Here is a 16,704-nt window from a genome sequence, read left to right as displayed (position 1 = left end):
AGTGGAACGCTCTCTTCTTCAATCTTATAGCCTTAGTCTACAGGAAGGAAGCGCTCATAAACAGCGGCGAGAGAAGGAACTTCCACTCAGTCTCTAGACCGAGACGAATGGGTTAATATTCCATTTACTTCATTATATATGAAATATAAAAAAAAGACTGTCCCTCAGTTATAAACTGATTTGGGACAGTCTCTTTATTCAGCAGTCTTCTGCTTCAGTAGCGCATTATTGTTGCGGTTTCTGAGCTGGTTTAGAAGTATTTCCACTTTGCTTAGTTGTGCCGTCATTCTCAACAGCAAACTCAGCATTGTATTTTTCATTCGGTGTTTTGTAGTTTTCTTGAACTTTAGACTTTTTATTATTAGCCACGGAATTCACCTCCCTTATCCCTTATGCAGCATAGATAATGCTTACTAAGAGAACATCTCGGATGAGGCTATTGCTCTGCCCCAGTCCGTATTATGGCAAGGTGATGTCACTATTATGCATGACCAAGTGAAATTAAGTTCAATCCACCAAATTCATTGAAATATAACCGCTATATCTTAAATGGATTCTTCCAGCAGGGATTGCGGTACAGCATTGTAAGTCTCAATCGCCTGAGTAAGCTTCTTCAGCATCACTTCTGTACATGTACCGTTTCCTCGCTTAATGAGCTGAACTACAACTGATTTTTTGCCCCATTCCTTATACACCTGTTTCGTAGTAGCAAAATACAAATCAATCTTCCGCCCTTTAATGGCAGATCCTGTATCAGCGACGATGCCGTATCCATAACCAGGTATATAAAGTATACTCCCTAACGGGATTACCTTAGGGTCAGCAGCAATAGTCGAGACTGTGTTCTTATCTCTACGTACTTTAACACCTGAATAGGTAATTCCGTATTCGGGATGTTTAGATGTTTTACCTGTAGATTCATAACCCGCAGTATAACCCGTCGCCATCACTTTCATTGAAGTAATAATTTGGTCAGGAGCTGGCGCAGCTACGGGAATAGAATTCGGCGATTTTGAAGAGCCTGTACCCCCACTCCCTTTGGTAGTTGGAGCTTTAGTGCTCTGTGGTGACTTTGTAGCTACTGGTTTATTTTTTGTTGTCGCAGGAACGATCGGTACGCTGGAATATGGCTCGTTTGATAACAAGGTAGCACGGCCAGTGGTGAGAATAGCTTGTTGATCTTTGGTTCTCATTGAACCTGAGTTAGCCTGAGTATGTTGCAATTCGTTCGAAAGCGTTTTGCTAATATCTGTGTGCTGTAATGTGTCTTCTGTCCCATTGGCCACAACTGCTTGATGCTTGGATTCAGGAATGATACCTGCAGCAGTCAACAGTAGGACTATTGTGACGAAAAGACACCAAAACCTCTGAAATATGCCCATTTTGTTCATGTGATAAACCTCCCCCTTATTAGCGAAGGTTTCCCGATTCACAAAATTTTATACATAAAGATCAATTTTCGATCCTTACGGGCATATGACAGAGGTCGTTATTAGACGTACTTTTGGTGTTGATTATTACAAGTAATTAGGAGATTACACGGTCAGCAATTTCCTGAGCCAGCAGCTCAATAACTTCTTGAAGCGGCTTAGCTCCCATATCGCCTTCTCCACGCTTACGGATGGAAACTGTCTCGGCATTCATCTCATTCTCGCCAACTACGAACATGTATGGTAGCTTCTCCAGCTGAGCTTCACGGATCTTATAGCCAAGCTTCTCATTACGCAAATCTGCCTCAACAGAGATACCACGGCGACGCAGCTTGTCTGTAACTTCCTTAGCATAATCGTCGAAGGCAGTCGAAACAGGAATAACTTTAACCTGCTGTGGAGACAGCCAAAGCGGCAGTGATCCTGCAAAGTTCTCTAACAAGAAAGCAACAAAGCGCTCCATAGTACCTAAAATACCGCGGTGTAGAACAACTGGACGGTGTTTCTGACCATCGTCACCGATATATTCCAATTCAAAGCGTTCAGGCAGCAAGAAGTCGATCTGTACAGTGGAGAGAGTTTCTTCTTTGCCTAGTACAGTCTTGATCTGCACATCCAGCTTAGGACCGTAGAAAGCAGCTTCGCCTTCTGCTTCGTAGAATGGCAGACCAGCTTCTTCTACAACTTCACGCAACATACGCTGTGCAGTTTCCCACATTTCGTCATTAGCGTAATATTTCTCAGTATCCTTAGGATCACGATAAGACAACCGGAAACGGTAGTCATTAATACCAAAGTCACTGTATACCTGTTTAATCAACTCGATTACACGAATGAACTCGCCTTTAATTTGATCCAGACGGCAGAAAATATGGGAGTCATTAAGAGTCATCGAACGCACACGGTGCAAGCCAGTCAATGCTCCTGACATTTCATAACGGTGCTGGATACCCAGTTCAGCAATACGGATCGGCAGATCACGATAGCTGTGCATGGAGCTCTTATAAATCATCATGTGATGCGGGCAGTTCATTGGGCGAAGAACAAATTCTTCATTATCAATAGTCATTTTAGGGAACATGTCCTCTTGATAGTGCTCCCAGTGTCCAGAAGTTTTATATAGTTCAACATTACCAAGAACCGGAGTATATACATGCTGGTATCCTAGACTTGCTTCCAGATCCACAATGTAACGTTCCAGAATACTGCGCAGTTTAGCACCCTTAGGCAGCCAGATCGGCAAGCCTTGGCCTACCAATTGATTAAATGTGAAGATTTCAAGCTCTTTACCCAGCTTACGGTGGTCGCGTTTCTTCGCTTCTTCAAGCAGACGAAGATGCTCATCGAGCTGCGCTTTTTTAATCCAAGCTGTACCGTATACGCGTTGAAGCATTTTATTCTTGCTATCGCCGCGCCAGTAAGCACCAGCTACATTCATCAATTTAAAGACTTTGATCTTAGAAGTCGACGGTAAGTGTGGTCCCCGGCACAAGTCGAAGAATTCGCCTTGTTCATAGATCGAAATCACACTATCTTCAGGCAATGCTTCAATTAGTTCAAGTTTGTAAGGATCGCCTAGCTCACCGAATATTTCCAACGCTTCCTTACGGCTAACTTCCTTACGTACGATTGGAAGGTTCTCAGAGATAATGCGATCCATTTCCTTTTCAATCTTTAGCAGATCCTCAGGATTAAGCGGATGTTCCAAATCCATATCGTAGTAGAAGCCATCTTCGATAACAGGACCTACACCAAGCTTAACTTCCTTTGTTCCATATAAACGTCTTACAGCTTGCGCCATCAAGTGGGCAGTACTGTGACGCATAACTTCCAAGCCTTCTGGTGAATCCAAAGTTACGATTTCTATCAATGCGCCTTCCTCTAGCGGAGTGGACAGATCCACGACAATACCATTCAATTTCCCTGCCACCGCATTCTTGCGAAGTCCACTACTAATAGAAGCCGCTACATCATCAATATTACTACCTTCTGCGTATTCCCGAACGGAACCGTCCGGAAGTTTAATACTTACCATTTTAATTTCCTCCTTCATTTCCTTAAGCCAAACAACAATTTTAAATTTTTCGAAACGGAAATATCCACGCATACAAAAAACGCCCGTCCCGCAAAGGGACGAGCGATTGCACCCGTGGTTCCACCCAAATTCGATTCTCTCAATCTGCTCTTAAAGCAGAGTCGAGTCAGAATCCTTCGTAAGCATGGAATAACGACCATGAACCGGCGGTTCTTACTATCCCATTTCAGGGAATTCATAACCGCAGCTACAAAGGGGTAAATCGATAGTAGGATACCGGAGGAAATTACAGCCTATGTTCCCTCTCTCTGATACGGTCCAGAACAATCCATTCATATCTTTGTCAAAGCTGTTAACGTGAATTATGGAGTAATTATAAATCTGTCCTCTCTGACAGTCAAGTCTGTAGAGGGGGCAAAATTTTGTAAACCGCGGAAACAGTCACCTACACGGACAGTTCTGCAGCCAGGAAATAGCGCTAGAACTGTCCTTAACAGGTTACTCTTCTCGGCGTTTCCCAGGTAAGCGGCCTGCACGTTTCAAAGACTCACGCAGCAAGTATTCGATATGTCCGTTTACACTGCGAAATTCCTCTCCCGCCCAACGTTCCAACGCCTCATGCAGATCCGGATCGATCCGCAATGGAAAGCTTTTCTTGGCCGCCATGATGCACCGCCTTAATACAACGAGCCGGCGTTAATGACCGGACTCGCTCCGCGCTCCGACACGATCGCCACCATCAGATTATTAATCATGGCCGCTTTACGTTCTTCATCAAGCTCCACTACACCGCTCTCTTTAAGCTGTTTAATCGCCATATCGACCATGCCAACTGCACCTTCAACAATGATTTGACGAGCAGACAGAATGGCAGAAGCTTGCTGCCGCTGCAACATGGTGCTGGCGATTTCTGTTGAATAAGCCAAATGTGTAAGCCGGGCTTCAATGACTTCTACACCAGATAAGGACAAACGCTCTTGAAGCTCAGTCGCTAACTCTTTAGCAATTTCATCTGCATTGGCACGCAGGGACATCCCAGATTCATTGAAGTTATCATAAGGGTATTTGCTGGCCACATGACGCAGCGCCGTTTCACTCTGAATCTCTACGAAAGCCATATATTTATCTACATCAAAGAGGGCTTTAGCGGAGTTAATCACCTTAAAGACGATAACTGCAGCAATTTCAATCGGATTACCTTCAACATCATTGACCTTGAGCTTCACACTGTTAAAGTTACGAACGCGTAGGGAAACCGTCTTACGTACGCTGAACGGAATAACTGCGAACAGTCCACTCGTTGCAATAGTCCCTACATATTTGCCGAAAAAGGTGACTACAACCGACTTATTAGGTTGTACAACCGTAATACTCGTACATAGTATTGCTGATACAACGAACAGAATGACTGGTACTGCAATATACTCCTGAACAGCACCATAGATTCCACCAGCCAAACAAACTGCAATTAATGCGATAACCCAAAATCCGCTGACAGGACGAAGCGTCTTCTCCTTCATAAAAAAGCACCCCCATAAGATATTCTTTTGATATGATTATGATATCACTTTTGGATAATAATGTGTATACAGAAATGTAATAAAATAATGAATTTATGTTCACAGGTAAAATAAACCTTCGAAATCTTAACCATACAAAAAAAACGCTTGCTGCTCAATCATCCACTAAACGGATTAACGAGCAACAAGCGTTGATTTAATTTATATATTAGTTCTGCATGATGAAATCATTATCAATCTTCGCATTAGCATCATCGAACACGCGCAGAATATCGTAGCGTGTATTCCGCTGTGCCGGGATTTTGCCTGCTTCGCGGATCAGCTGAGTAATTGATTCGATATTGACCTTGTAGGTCGCGCCCGCAGAAGATACTACATTTTCTTCAATCATTGTACTGCCGAAATCGTTACAGCCATATTGAAGGGAAAGCTTGCCGACCTCTGGTCCCATTGTTACCCAAGAGGACTGGAAGTTCTTAATGTTGTCTAGAACAAGGCGACTAATGGCTACCGTCTTCAGATATTCTTCAGGCGTTTGTCTATCCAGCTTCAGGTTAGTATTGTCCGGTTGGAAGGTCCAAGAGATAAAGGCCAAGAAACCCTCTGAATCGTATTTGTTGGCAATACACTCGTCCTGAGCCTCACGCACACGAAGTAAGTGTAATGCCCGTTCTTCCATACTCTCACCAAGTCCAATGACCATCGTAGCTGTCGTATTCATACCGATCTTATGCGCTGTCTGCATTACGTCCATCCACTCGCGCCATGAGCCTTTAAGTCGGCTGATCTTGCGGCGTGTGCGATCATCGAGAATTTCCGCTCCCCCACCTGGTAGTGAATCCAGGCCAGCAGCATGGATTTCACGCACAACTTCCTCGAGCGATAATCCAGATACTTCTTTCATCTTCATAATCTCAGCAGGAGAGAAGGAATGCATTGTAATCTCAGGAAAACGTTGCTTAATTCCGCGAAGTATATCGGTATAATAGCTGAAAGGAAGATTTGGGTTCGTACCACCTTGCATCAGTATTTCTGTACCATTTACAGCGATAGTCTCAGCGATTTTTTGGTAAATCGTCTCATCCGGCAATACATAACCCTCATCAGAGCCCGGTCTACGATAAAATGCGCAGAAACGGCAGTAGACATCACATACATTCGTATAGTTAATATTACGACCAATTACAAACGTGGCCATCGGGTCTGGATGCCAGCGTTCCATTATGGTGTTTGCAGCTGCACCCATTTTCTCAATTTCGTTGCTCTCGAACAGTCGGATGGTATCTTCCAATTGGAGACGTTCACCCCGTAGGGCTTTGTCCAAAATAAGATCTATCGCACTCATCGTTCGCATCCTCCTTCTAAACCCTTAGGGGTATGGTAGAATCACAAAATTACAGGAAGAAAAAACGTTGTCTCTTTTTCAAGGTGACAACCCTTTCTCATACAATTGAACAGTTCATTTCCTCATCGTATCACAATCTGAACAGCTTGAAAAATGCTTTTACATTCTTCGCAAATTCCCATCCAGAAGAAAAGCAGCATCGCACTAAGCGATACTGCTAGTTATACTCTATTTCTCCACTAACACTCGATTGAAGATCTCTTCCTGTTACTTGGACTCAATTTCTGCCCTAGCGGCCTCTAATGCGTGGCCAAGATCAGCAATCAAATCCTCTGCATGTTCAATACCGACGGAGAAGCGCAGTAAACGATCATCTACACCCACAGCATTTCGAATCTCCACAGGAATATCAGCATGCGTTTGTACAGCCGGATAAGTCATAAGTGACTCTACACCGCCCAAGCTTTCTGCGAATGCAATAAGACGAATATGACGAAGAAGCGGCTCTACGTATCTGGCATCTTTTAATTTGAAAGAAAAAATACCGGTATTGCCTGAAGATTGACGATTCTGGATTTCATGTCCTGGATGATCAGGCAATCCTGGATGGAACACTTCCGCAATCGCTGGATGCTCTAATAAGTAGTGAGCGATCGCAAGTGCATTGCTCTCGTGACGCTCCATACGCAGCGCCAATGTCTTCAAGCCTCTCATCAACTGATAACTGTCTGTTGGTCCGAGCACGGCGCCAATAGAGTTATGTAGAATAGCTAATTCAGCTGATAATTCTACACCCTTGGATACAATCAGGCCTGCCAGTACATCATTATGACCACCCAAATACTTAGTAGCGCTATGAACTACAATATCCGCACCTAATTCTATAGGCCGTTGGAAGAATGGAGTCAGCAGCGTATTATCTACAATGCTAAGTAACCCATGGTGACGTGCCCAAGTGCACACGGCTTCAATATCCGTGATCATCATAAGTGGGTTCGTTGGCGTTTCAATAAATACAGCTTTCGTATTTGGACGACGCGAAGCTTCCAGTGCATCCAAATCATTCGTGTCTACATAAGAAGCAGTGATTCCAAACTTGGACATAATCCGTTCCAACAAACGATAGGTACCGCCGTAAAGATCCAGCGAAACGATCAGATGGTCGCCTTGAGCGAACAAGGTAAGCACCGTTTGTATCGCTGCCATCCCAGAGCTACAAGCAAATCCTGCATCTCCAGATTCCAGTTCCGCAGCTGCATTCTCAAGCACTGAACGGGTCGGACTCTTGGTGCGGCTATAATCAAACCCTGTGCTTTGACCGAGTTTTGGATGACGAAATGCCGTTGCATTATAAATCGGAAAATTAATTGCTCCTGTGGCAGGATCTTCTTGAGAACCTATTTGAGCCAGTCTACTTTCAATCCTAAGTTTGTCATCCATGATTAATGCCTCCTAATTTATATTGTAGCGCTATTATTAATAAACAATCGGGTCGATATCATAAGGCGTTTCTTGATATACATAGTAATTGAGCCAGTTAGAGAATAATAAATTGGCATGCGCACGCCACACTGCTGGAGGTGTACGTTCTGGATCATCTTTAGGGAAGTAATGTTTCGGCAAAGCCATCTCCATCCCTCTAGACACATCACGGTCATATTCCCATTTTAAGGATAGAGGATCATATTCGGAATGTCCGGTCACAAATATTTGTTTACCGTCGTTTGTAGCCACTAGATACATACCAGCTTCTTCGGATTCCGCCAGAATTTGCAGATCTGGGTTATTCTCAATATCTTCACGGGAGACATCGGTATGACGAGAGTGTGGTACATGGAATACCTCGTCAAAGCCGCGCAACAATTTAATGTTATTTTGATTAATCGTATGAGCGAAGACGCCAAAGCATTTCTCAGGCAATGCCACTTTACGAACACCAAAATGATGATATAAGCCTGCCTGTGCCGCCCAACAAATATGCATGGTTGAAGTCACATTGTCCTTGCTCCATTCAAAAATCTCTTTCAGTTCTTCCCAATACGATACTTCCTCGAACTCCATTTGTTCTACAGGAGCACCTGTAACGATTAAACCATCCAAACGGCGGTGGCTGATCTCGTCAAAGGTTTTGTAAAAGCTCTTCAAATGTTCAGCAGAAGTATTCTTGGAAATATGGGAACGCGGATGCAATAAAGTAACATCAACTTGTAGTGGCGAATTTCCAATTAAACGCAGCAATTGAGTCTCTGTCGTCTCTTTAGTCGGCATGAGGTTCAGAATAGCAATCCGTAGTGGACGGATATCCTGATGGAAAGCCTGACTTTCGTCCATCACAAAAATATTTTCTCCGGATAGTACTTCTTTCGCCGGTAAACTGTCGGGAATTTTAATTGGCATTGTCTTTCCACTCCTTAGCTGAATTTAGTTATTTTGCCGCACTGCGGCTTGCTGAACATAAAAAGACCTTCCTCGGAAATCGAGAAAGGTCATATCTACAGTCATATGTGCCTCTCTCATCTGCCAGAATGTTCCTGAAGACGATTAGACGTCTGCAGAAATTCCGCAAGAATTAGCACCGTGCGTTTACACGCCGGTTGCCGGGTTTCATAGGGCTAGTCCCTCCACCTGCTCTTGATAAGATTTAGCTGTATTCAATTAAATTACTTTAAAATTCACTTTAAATCATGAACCTCCTTTTCGTCAAGTCCATACAATGCTGAAGAAGCCTCAAAATCACAATAAATTTGCTTGAAAGAGGCATACTCCGTTGTTATACTAGACAAGTATTTCATACCTGAACGAAAAGAAGAGGTGAGAAGAAGGATGGAAGGCGACCCGAGCTCGCAAATATGTGTACAGAATGAGCAACCACACAGGATAATCATCAGCTTGCCGGCGGCGGGAGCAGTTCTTCTTCATGCCCTCGAAACGTCATTTGGCCCTATGTATTGATTGTACCGCCGGCCAAGCTGATTTTTTTCTCTGTGCTTAATTTAGCAGTCCCTAGTGAAGACCTGGGGATAGGAGGAGTGAAATCAGATGAAAATCCGGCTGGTAAATGCAGGGGTTTTTACACCTATTGATGAAATTGATGAAACACTAACACCCCCAACGGAAGGGTTCTATTGGATTGACGCCGATGTTGAGGATTTGGAGCTGCTTCAGCCCTTGTTCAACCTACATGATCTTGCTGTTGAGGATTGCCTTAGCGAAGAGGATCAGCGTCCAAAGATCGAAATATACGAAAGTCACTACTTTATAGTTGTAAATAGCATCCGCTTTGACGATGAAGAAATTTTCCTACGGGCGCTCAATGTATTCCTTGGAAGACATTACATCATCACTGTCACGAAACAAAAGATCAATGAACTACGAATCCTGAAGCCTATGCTCTGGGAGCAAGAAGTAAGTGAACCGGATATGTTCCTTTACTTGCTAATTGACCTTGTCGTTGATAACTATTTCTCCGTCGGCGACCGAATTGAAGCTCGGATCGAGAAGCTGGAAGAAGATATCCTCATGCATACCAAGAAGTCACATCTCAGTGAAATTATCGGTCTGCGAAGTGAAATTCTATGGTTGAAGAAAATGCTGGGGCCACAAAAAGAAGTGATCAATACCCTAAATAAAAAAGACCTCCGTCTGATTGATGATCAGCTGCAGAAATATTTTAGCGACATTTATGAAAATGCGGTTAAAATATCTGAAACCTTTGAGACGTATCGCGATCTCATGGGCAACTTACGAGAGGCATACCAATCCAGTATCGCCAACCGCGCGAATGAAATTATGAGAGTATTTACTGCGATCACAACAATATTCATGCCCCTGACCGTAATTACCGGAATCTACGGTATGAACTTTGATCATATGCCCGAGCTTCATACGAAATATGGCTATTATGGCGTTATAGGCGTTATGTTGACGTTAGGCTGTGGGATGCTGTATGTTTTCCGCAAGAAGGAATGGCTATGAAACGAACCGGACGAATAAGCAAGACGAAGGACCTGTAACCGTAAGGTATAAGGAAGCCTTCGTCTTTTTGGTATGCGCAAATTTAAAAACTGGTCGCCATGCCCACTTTATGCGTTTGCTCTCGACGGAAACGGATGCGGATCAATCGCAGACGCTCATAATAAATATCCAATCCTTCAGCAGCGGAAAAGTCGTCGCCATACACCTTATGTAACACCGGTTTTAGGAAAAGATCCCCGAGCTCCACATAGGCATTCCATATCGCATCCTGCTCACTCTGCGGCATATTGCCAAGCTCTACATGGATCAGCTTCTCGACAGAATAACCTTCTCTTTCTAGCTCCTCTACCGCTTCAATCAGTTCACGCCGGTTCACTCCACTATTCACCTTAAGCTGTTCCAAGCCCAACCCATTCTCGATCCCCTGTAGCAAAATCCTCCGCAAGCGCAGTCGTTCTAGCTGCTTCTTATATTTGACTTCTTTCTGTTTATAAAGCCAAGAGACGAAAGACTCCTCTTCAATTACTTCATGCACCCAATTTAGAGGGAAGGAATGTTCCCTTGCCACCGCAGTAGTTATAGCCAGCCAATCAGCCCCAAACTGCGCTATCTTGCCTTCTCCCACACCCGGAATTTGCATCAGTTCCTCTGGCGTATGCGGTAGAAATGTACTTAACAAGCGCAACAGACGATTACTGGCGAGAATATAGGGCGCCTTCCGTTCACTCGAAGCCTTACCACGGCGCCAAGCACATAACTCTTCATAAATGGCTTCATTCCCATAATGTTCGCTGTAATATTGAAGCTTCAGCTGCTCCTGATTACGCCCAGTAAGACTATCCTCCTCGTGGAATATCCCATCGATTAAGGGTCTATAGCCATCTCCCATCTTCACTGCTAGCTCATGCCTGTATACACAGAGCATCTCATTCCATGAACCACCTTCATACCACAAATTCTCAATGTAATTCTCCCCACCTGAAAAATCACGCCAGCCCAAACTCCAGATCCCCTCTTCCTCTCCAATCCACAGCTGGGCGTACACCTCTTGATCCACTCCAGATATTCTGGATAAACGGTTCATAAACACAATTTGCATATCCATCCCTACCTTTCTCAACATTACAGTAAGCACAATAACCTTCCGGGAAGACCCTCCTTCGGAGCGAACAAATCCTTTCTCAATCAGACCCCGAACGCAAAAAAAGCACCTCTCTCACGATAAACGCGAAAGAGGTGCTCCCTCATTAAATGCTATACTGTTAGATCCTAGAATACCATATATTACCGAACAGTCAATGTCTTTTTATACTAGTTTCTAGCTAGAGCTAATGTAGCCAATCCAATCGCTCCAGCAAGCCCTGCATTGTCTCCAAGACCTGGTGAGACAACATAATTATCGATGTCGACATTAAGCGATGGATGTTGAACATATCCGCTCAATAACTCTTGCAGCTTAGTGCGAATTAACGGGAACAGGTGGCTTTGCTTCATAACACCACCGCCCATTACGATTTTTTGAGGAGACAGAATCAGCACATAGTTCATGAGTGCATGTGCAAGATAGTGAGCTTCCATTTCCCATGCCGGATGGTCCACTGGTAGCTCTCCTGCCGGTTGTCCCCAGCGTTTGCCGATCCCCGGACCTGCGGCTAATCCTTCAAGACAATCGCCATGATAAGGACAGTAACCCTCAAACGTATCCTCTGGATGTCTACGAACTAGAATATGTCCCATCTCAGGATGTGACAATCCATGGACCATCTGGCCGCCAACAACCGCTCCTGCTCCAATGCCTGTCCCAACCGTAATATAAAGACAGCTGTCCAGACCTTTAGCTGCTCCCCATTTACTCTCCGCAAGCGCTGCACCATTCACATCCGTGTCAAAGCCGATCGGAACGTTAAATTGGTCAGCCATTGTGCCTACCAGATTATATTGTCCCCAGTGAGGTTTTGGTGTCGTTGTTATGTAACCATAAGTAGGGCTGTCCAGTACGGGATCAATCGGTCCAAAAGATCCGATTCCGAATGCTTCTACATTTTTCTCTTTAAAATAGTCTATTACTAGTCCCATCGTTTCTTCCGGTGTTGTTGTCGGAAAGCTAACTCGGTCAACAATGGTACCGTCCTCATAACCAATCCCACATACAAACTTTGTTCCGCCTGCTTCAATCGCTCCCAATAGCTTCACAGCAATTCTCTCCCTTTCTCTAGTTAGAAGTTGAAACGCTACCCATACACAAATGAATAATAGCATAAAAAAAGCAATCACCAGCCCTAATTATACGTCGAATGAAGCGCTATCACAACAAGTATAAACGCCTTTTGCGTCCTTATAAGGACGCAAAAGGCGTTTAAGAGAGAAAGATAAGGATAATGTATAGTGTGAAACTTATACGTTCTTATAGTTTAACAAAACACCCTCCATGCATCTTTGCATGAAGGGTGTCTGATCTTAACCCAAATCGCCTAACTCAATCTGTACAATTCCCCGTTCGTCCTGCACCTCAGCAATCAAATGCATCAAGCTGCCGAACTCTAGCTCCTGAAATTTGCGCGCAGCTGTTTCCCGCTGTAGTTGCCACAAGGCTTCCGTCAGCTCGCAGACCACTGGTACATCGCAACGGATTTCCGCTAGCTCTCGCGATAAATGCAGCATATCCAGATCTGCTTCGATTTTGGTACGCACACCTTTAGGGAGCAGATGCAGATTCTCAATTACACCTTCAACTGTTCTGTATTCGGTCAGCAGTTTCAGCGCAGTCTTCTCACCAATCCCTTTTACGCCGGGATAATTATCACTGGTATCGCCCATAAAACCTTTCAGGTCAATCACTTGTCTAGGGGTTAGACCCTTTTCCTCCAGCAATTCTGCAAGGTCATACACTTTATAGTTAGAGCGTCCCTTTTTCATAATGACGACTTTAACATTCTCATCAATGAGCTGAAGCATATCATGGTCACCCGTCAAAATATATACCTCAGAGTTTTCACTGTAACAAGAAGCCAGCGTACCAATGCAATCATCCGCTTCATAGCCTGCAAGTCCAATATTCGGCACCCCAAGCTCAGCTACTACATCTTTTACTAGATCGAACTGTGGAATCAGCTCTAACGGGGCTTCAATCCGATTCGATTTGTATCCATCGTATTTCTCGGTGCGGAACGTTCCTTTGCCCATATCCCAGCAGCATACGACGTGAGAAGGCTCAAATGTGCTTACCGCATCGAAAAAATACTGCAAAAAACCATACACCGCATTCGTCGGCAATCCAGCTTTTGTCTTGCGAATATATCCTCCATAAGAGGTCGCATAAAAGGCCCGGAACAGCAGAGCCATTCCATCTACAAGCATTACACGGCCCGTTGTTTCTGCTCTCATGTATAAACCTCTCCCTTAATCGTTCATTGTATTGTTATTAAGCGCTTGTCCATGTTATTGCACAAAGAGTATTCTATCAGAAAATACATGATCTGATAAGGGATCATATAGTTACACATATGGGAGCTTATTCTTATCCTTTGAAACTAACAAGTAAAAACACCATCGGTGCCCTTGCAAGGGCGGTAAGCTTAAGCGAGAAATATAAGTATATTATAGAATCATGGTCTTTTGTGATTTTCCTAGATATCCAAAAAGGGATGCCACAACAGCCATGAAATGACTGTTGGGACATCCCCTTTACGGATTTATACTTTGGAAGCATTGCTCCAAGCTTCAGCATATTGCTCTTCTTTAAAGCCTACCGTAACTTTAACGCCATCGGTGACAATCGGACGTTTATTTAGCATGCCATGGCTTGCGAGCAGCTCAAGCTTTTCCTGCTCACTAAGCTGTGCCATTTTGTCCTTAAGACCCAATGCTTTATAGACTTCACCACTTGTATTAAAAAACTTTTTCAGTTCAAGTCCGCTATTGGCCAGCAATTCACGCAGCTCCTCAACGGTAGGCGGCTGTTCTGCGATGTTTTGAAGCTCAAGCTCATGACCTTGAGCTTGTAGCCATTTTACTGCACTGCGGCAGGTGCTGCATTTTGGATATTGATATACTTTTAGTTTGCTCATGTTGTTCTCCTTTAATGGTAGTGATGAGTGCGCTACGCTGGCAAATTATTCTTCCGATCGCTGTTATCCTCAGATTTCTTGATTTAGTCCGCTTGTTGCGGATGAAATCCGAGGATAAAGGCGAACACTCCGTTTCTCCAGAACCAATTCGCCCTCTCGCTAACATCACTAAGATAATTTTTACCTCAAATTCGCTATCGGTCCTTGCTCCAGTATTTCCTCCAAGGCCGCCATATCAGGCGGCAAAGGAGCTTCAAAGATCATTTCCTGCAGCAGCACCGGATGCTTGAACGTCAGACGCACCGCGTGCAGTGCTTGACGCGGTATGGAGGCATCTAGTGCTGCAACGGACTCCAACTGTTCACTTTGAGTTAAAGTCAATTCCGGTAGATTATACAGCTCATGACGATACATGCTGTCACCAATCAAAGGATAGCCGATAGAGGTCATGTGGACCCGAATCTGATGAGTACGACCACTCTCCAGCTTCAGTTCAACTTTTGAACCTTGTGCGTATACGGTCTTAACCTCATACCGAGTCAGAGAAGGATAACCATCCGGTGTCACGATACGTCGATGCGGCTCCTCAGGATCACGGTCAATAGGTCCGTCGATATCGCCGAAAGGCTCCACAGGAGCCCCATGAACAAATGCAGCATAACGTTTGTCCACTGTACCCGCAATCATCTGCTCAGAAATATGCTGATGGCTATACGGATTCTTGGCGATGACTAACACACCGGAGGTTTCCTGGTCCAGACGATGGACGGGTCGAAAGCGGAAACGTTCATTTTTTTGCGCCCAATAATGAACTACTCCGTTAGCCAGCGTATCAGTGTAATGTCCGTGTGTGGGATGCACGATGATCCCTGCTGCCTTGTTTACTACGAGCAGATGCTCATCTTCAAATAGAATTTCAAAGGGAATCGGCTGCGGTAAAATATCATCCGAAGTCTCTGTTTCCATGCGAATCTGTACAATATCGCCTGCCTTAACATGTACGCTGATATAAACACGCTCTCCATTTAATGTAATCCCTTGTTCTGTTTGCTTAAGGCGTGACAACAATTTACGTGAGACATCCATCCGTTTATGCAGGATCGTCTTCAGCAACCAGTCATCCTCTTCTGGCGGTATAATGTAAGTAATTGGTGAATAATAGCTAGTCATATTAGTCTCGGAACACCTTTTTACTGCGAATGTATTCTACATCAGTAATCCCTGCCCGTGTATTAGCCGTCCTAGCCAGCGCAAAGAAATAATCGGATAACCGGTTCAAATAAATAACCGCTTCCGGATTAATGTCTGCATTTCGTCCAAGTGTAACTGCCCGGCGTTCCGCCCGGCGGCAAACCGTACGGCACACATGTAGAACCGAAGCTAACGGACTGCCCCCAGGGAGGATGAATTTTTCTAGTGGTGGATTCTCTGCTTGAAGTTCATCAATCCAGCCCTCCAACCGTTTAGCCATCTCACTTGTTACCATATATTGACCACCATCACCTAGCTTAATAAAAGCCAGATCGGTTCCGCAATCGAATAGCTCATGCTGAATTTCCAGCAGCTGCTCGCGTACATCATCAAACTGATCGTCCTCCATCAGGCTCCTTGCCTGACCTACAAAGCAATTCAGTTCATCGATCGTTCCGTAAGCTTCAACTCGGACATCGTCCTTACCAACCCGGCCGCCAATCACTGAAGTTTGACCCGCATCACCCGTGCGTGTATAGATCACCATGGCTTACTCCTCCTATCCATTCTTCAAATCACATAATGCTAGTTTAAGCTTTCTTATATAAAAATGGCAAATGAAGAGTATAGGCATATTCTCTCCAAGTGTGACTGCAATGTTGCGATGTGTGAGCTTAAAGGAACAACAAAAAGAGGACCCTAGGGTCCTCTTCAACAGCATGTAGCGACGTTATTTTCCAACTGGACGCCCCTTCATGTATTCATTTATCTTGAGATCCAGTAAACTGCTAATTTCAATCACATTATCTGAAGTGAATGATTTTTCCTGCAAAAAAAGCTGCTCCATTTTGCTACGGAGTATTCTAATTTCATCTTCCAGAGAGAGCATGCGAGCAGAAGCATCACCCTTGGGGGACAGTTTCCCACTTCCAGAAAAACACTGCCCTCCATAGGAAGGTAAGTAATAATCGGCACTAAGCACAATCATCCCTCCTAAAAGTATTATTGAGCGCGTGCCACAAAATGTCATTAAAGTAATAAAAGCAACTTCAAAGCAACGCTTAATTCCAGAGTAAAATACGTCCTTGTTAGTTCTATTATAGGGGTTAATTACTCTCAAAGTAAAATAATACCATAGGAT

General features: G+C 44.2%; 16 protein-coding genes and 1 riboswitch. Of the genes, 1 reads left to right on the top strand and 15 read right to left on the bottom strand.

Annotation, left to right across the window (positions count from 1 at the left end; translation table 11 throughout):
* Positions 1-225 precede the first annotated feature (225 nt).
* The 8 genes from MHI27_RS08270 to metA all read right to left on the bottom strand — a co-directional run bounded on the left by MHI27_RS08270 (position 226) and on the right by metA (position 8,727).
* On the bottom strand, positions 226-369 hold the full coding sequence (locus tag MHI27_RS08270; protein ID WP_156114753.1) for a hypothetical protein: 144 nt from the start codon (positions 367-369) through the stop codon (positions 226-228).
* Between the two features lie 176 nt (positions 370-545).
* Positions 546-1,112, bottom strand: coding sequence for a 3D domain-containing protein (locus MHI27_RS08265; protein WP_371915726.1), 567 nt, complete (start codon positions 1,110-1,112; stop codon positions 546-548).
* A gap of 415 nt (positions 1,113-1,527) precedes the next feature.
* Positions 1,528-3,465 carry a threonine--tRNA ligase gene (thrS, locus tag MHI27_RS08260; RefSeq protein WP_405176015.1) on the bottom strand — a complete coding sequence of 646 codons (1,938 nt, stop codon included), beginning with the start codon at positions 3,463-3,465 and terminating at the stop codon, positions 1,528-1,530.
* 498 nt (positions 3,466-3,963) lie between these two features.
* The gene (locus tag MHI27_RS08255) at positions 3,964-4,131 is read right to left on the bottom strand and encodes a toxin-antitoxin system HicB family antitoxin (RefSeq protein ID WP_042186214.1); all 168 of its coding nucleotides are present in this window, start codon (positions 4,129-4,131) and stop codon (positions 3,964-3,966) included.
* Positions 4,132-4,142: 11 nt separating this feature from the next.
* The gene (locus MHI27_RS08250; RefSeq protein ID WP_042186213.1) at positions 4,143-4,985 is read right to left on the bottom strand and encodes an SPFH domain-containing protein; all 843 of its coding nucleotides are present in this window, start codon (positions 4,983-4,985) and stop codon (positions 4,143-4,145) included.
* A 208-nt stretch (positions 4,986-5,193) separates the two neighbouring features.
* Positions 5,194-6,330, bottom strand: coding sequence for a cyclic dehypoxanthinyl futalosine synthase (gene mqnC / locus MHI27_RS08245; RefSeq protein ID WP_042125644.1), 1,137 nt, complete (start codon positions 6,328-6,330; stop codon positions 5,194-5,196).
* Positions 6,331-6,597: 267 nt separating this feature from the next.
* Positions 6,598-7,770 carry an aminotransferase class I/II-fold pyridoxal phosphate-dependent enzyme gene (locus MHI27_RS08240; protein WP_405176014.1) on the bottom strand — a complete coding sequence of 391 codons (1,173 nt, stop codon included), beginning with the start codon at positions 7,768-7,770 and terminating at the stop codon, positions 6,598-6,600.
* A gap of 36 nt (positions 7,771-7,806) precedes the next feature.
* Positions 7,807-8,727: a homoserine O-succinyltransferase gene (gene metA / locus MHI27_RS08235; RefSeq protein ID WP_076284219.1), complete on the bottom strand. Its 921-nt coding sequence runs from the start codon at positions 8,725-8,727 to the stop codon at positions 7,807-7,809.
* A 113-nt stretch (positions 8,728-8,840) separates the two neighbouring features.
* Positions 8,841-8,971, bottom strand: a riboswitch (SAM riboswitch).
* 398 nt (positions 8,972-9,369) lie between these two features.
* On the opposite strand from metA, the gene corA reads away from it, so the two are divergent.
* On the top strand, positions 9,370-10,305 hold the full coding sequence (corA, locus tag MHI27_RS08230; protein WP_042125638.1) for a magnesium/cobalt transporter CorA: 936 nt from the start codon (positions 9,370-9,372) through the stop codon (positions 10,303-10,305).
* A gap of 82 nt (positions 10,306-10,387) precedes the next feature.
* Here corA and MHI27_RS08225 read toward each other — a convergent pair whose 3' ends face one another.
* The 7 genes from MHI27_RS08225 to MHI27_RS08195 all read right to left on the bottom strand — a co-directional run bounded on the left by MHI27_RS08225 (position 10,388) and on the right by MHI27_RS08195 (position 16,482).
* A complete protein-coding gene (locus MHI27_RS08225) occupies positions 10,388-11,404 on the bottom strand; it encodes an HRDC domain-containing protein (protein WP_340974788.1) in 1,017 nt (338 codons plus the stop codon).
* A 212-nt stretch (positions 11,405-11,616) separates the two neighbouring features.
* Positions 11,617-12,498, bottom strand: coding sequence for an ROK family protein (locus MHI27_RS08220; protein WP_405176013.1), 882 nt, complete (start codon positions 12,496-12,498; stop codon positions 11,617-11,619).
* 264 nt (positions 12,499-12,762) lie between these two features.
* Positions 12,763-13,689, bottom strand: a complete 927-nt coding sequence (locus MHI27_RS08215; protein WP_149645832.1) for a 5'-3' exonuclease H3TH domain-containing protein — start codon at positions 13,687-13,689, stop codon at positions 12,763-12,765.
* A 308-nt stretch (positions 13,690-13,997) separates the two neighbouring features.
* On the bottom strand, positions 13,998-14,372 hold the full coding sequence (locus MHI27_RS08210; protein ID WP_405176012.1) for an arsenate reductase family protein: 375 nt from the start codon (positions 14,370-14,372) through the stop codon (positions 13,998-14,000).
* A gap of 180 nt (positions 14,373-14,552) precedes the next feature.
* Positions 14,553-15,542, bottom strand: a complete 990-nt coding sequence (locus MHI27_RS08205; protein WP_405176011.1) for an RluA family pseudouridine synthase — start codon at positions 15,540-15,542, stop codon at positions 14,553-14,555.
* A gap of 1 nt (position 15,543) precedes the next feature.
* Positions 15,544-16,110 (bottom strand): cob(I)yrinic acid a,c-diamide adenosyltransferase, encoded by a 567-nt coding sequence (locus MHI27_RS08200; RefSeq protein WP_042186191.1) that lies wholly within the window; start codon positions 16,108-16,110, stop codon positions 15,544-15,546.
* 183 nt (positions 16,111-16,293) lie between these two features.
* Positions 16,294-16,482, bottom strand: a complete 189-nt coding sequence (locus tag MHI27_RS08195; protein WP_262495626.1) for an aspartyl-phosphate phosphatase Spo0E family protein — start codon at positions 16,480-16,482, stop codon at positions 16,294-16,296.
* Positions 16,483-16,704 lie beyond the last annotated feature (222 nt).

It is taken from the genome of Paenibacillus sp. FSL H8-0261 (genome assembly GCF_045040645.1).
Taxonomy (GTDB): domain Bacteria; phylum Bacillota; class Bacilli; order Paenibacillales; family Paenibacillaceae; genus Paenibacillus_AQ.
This window is presented reverse-complemented; position numbering and strand designations above follow the sequence as displayed.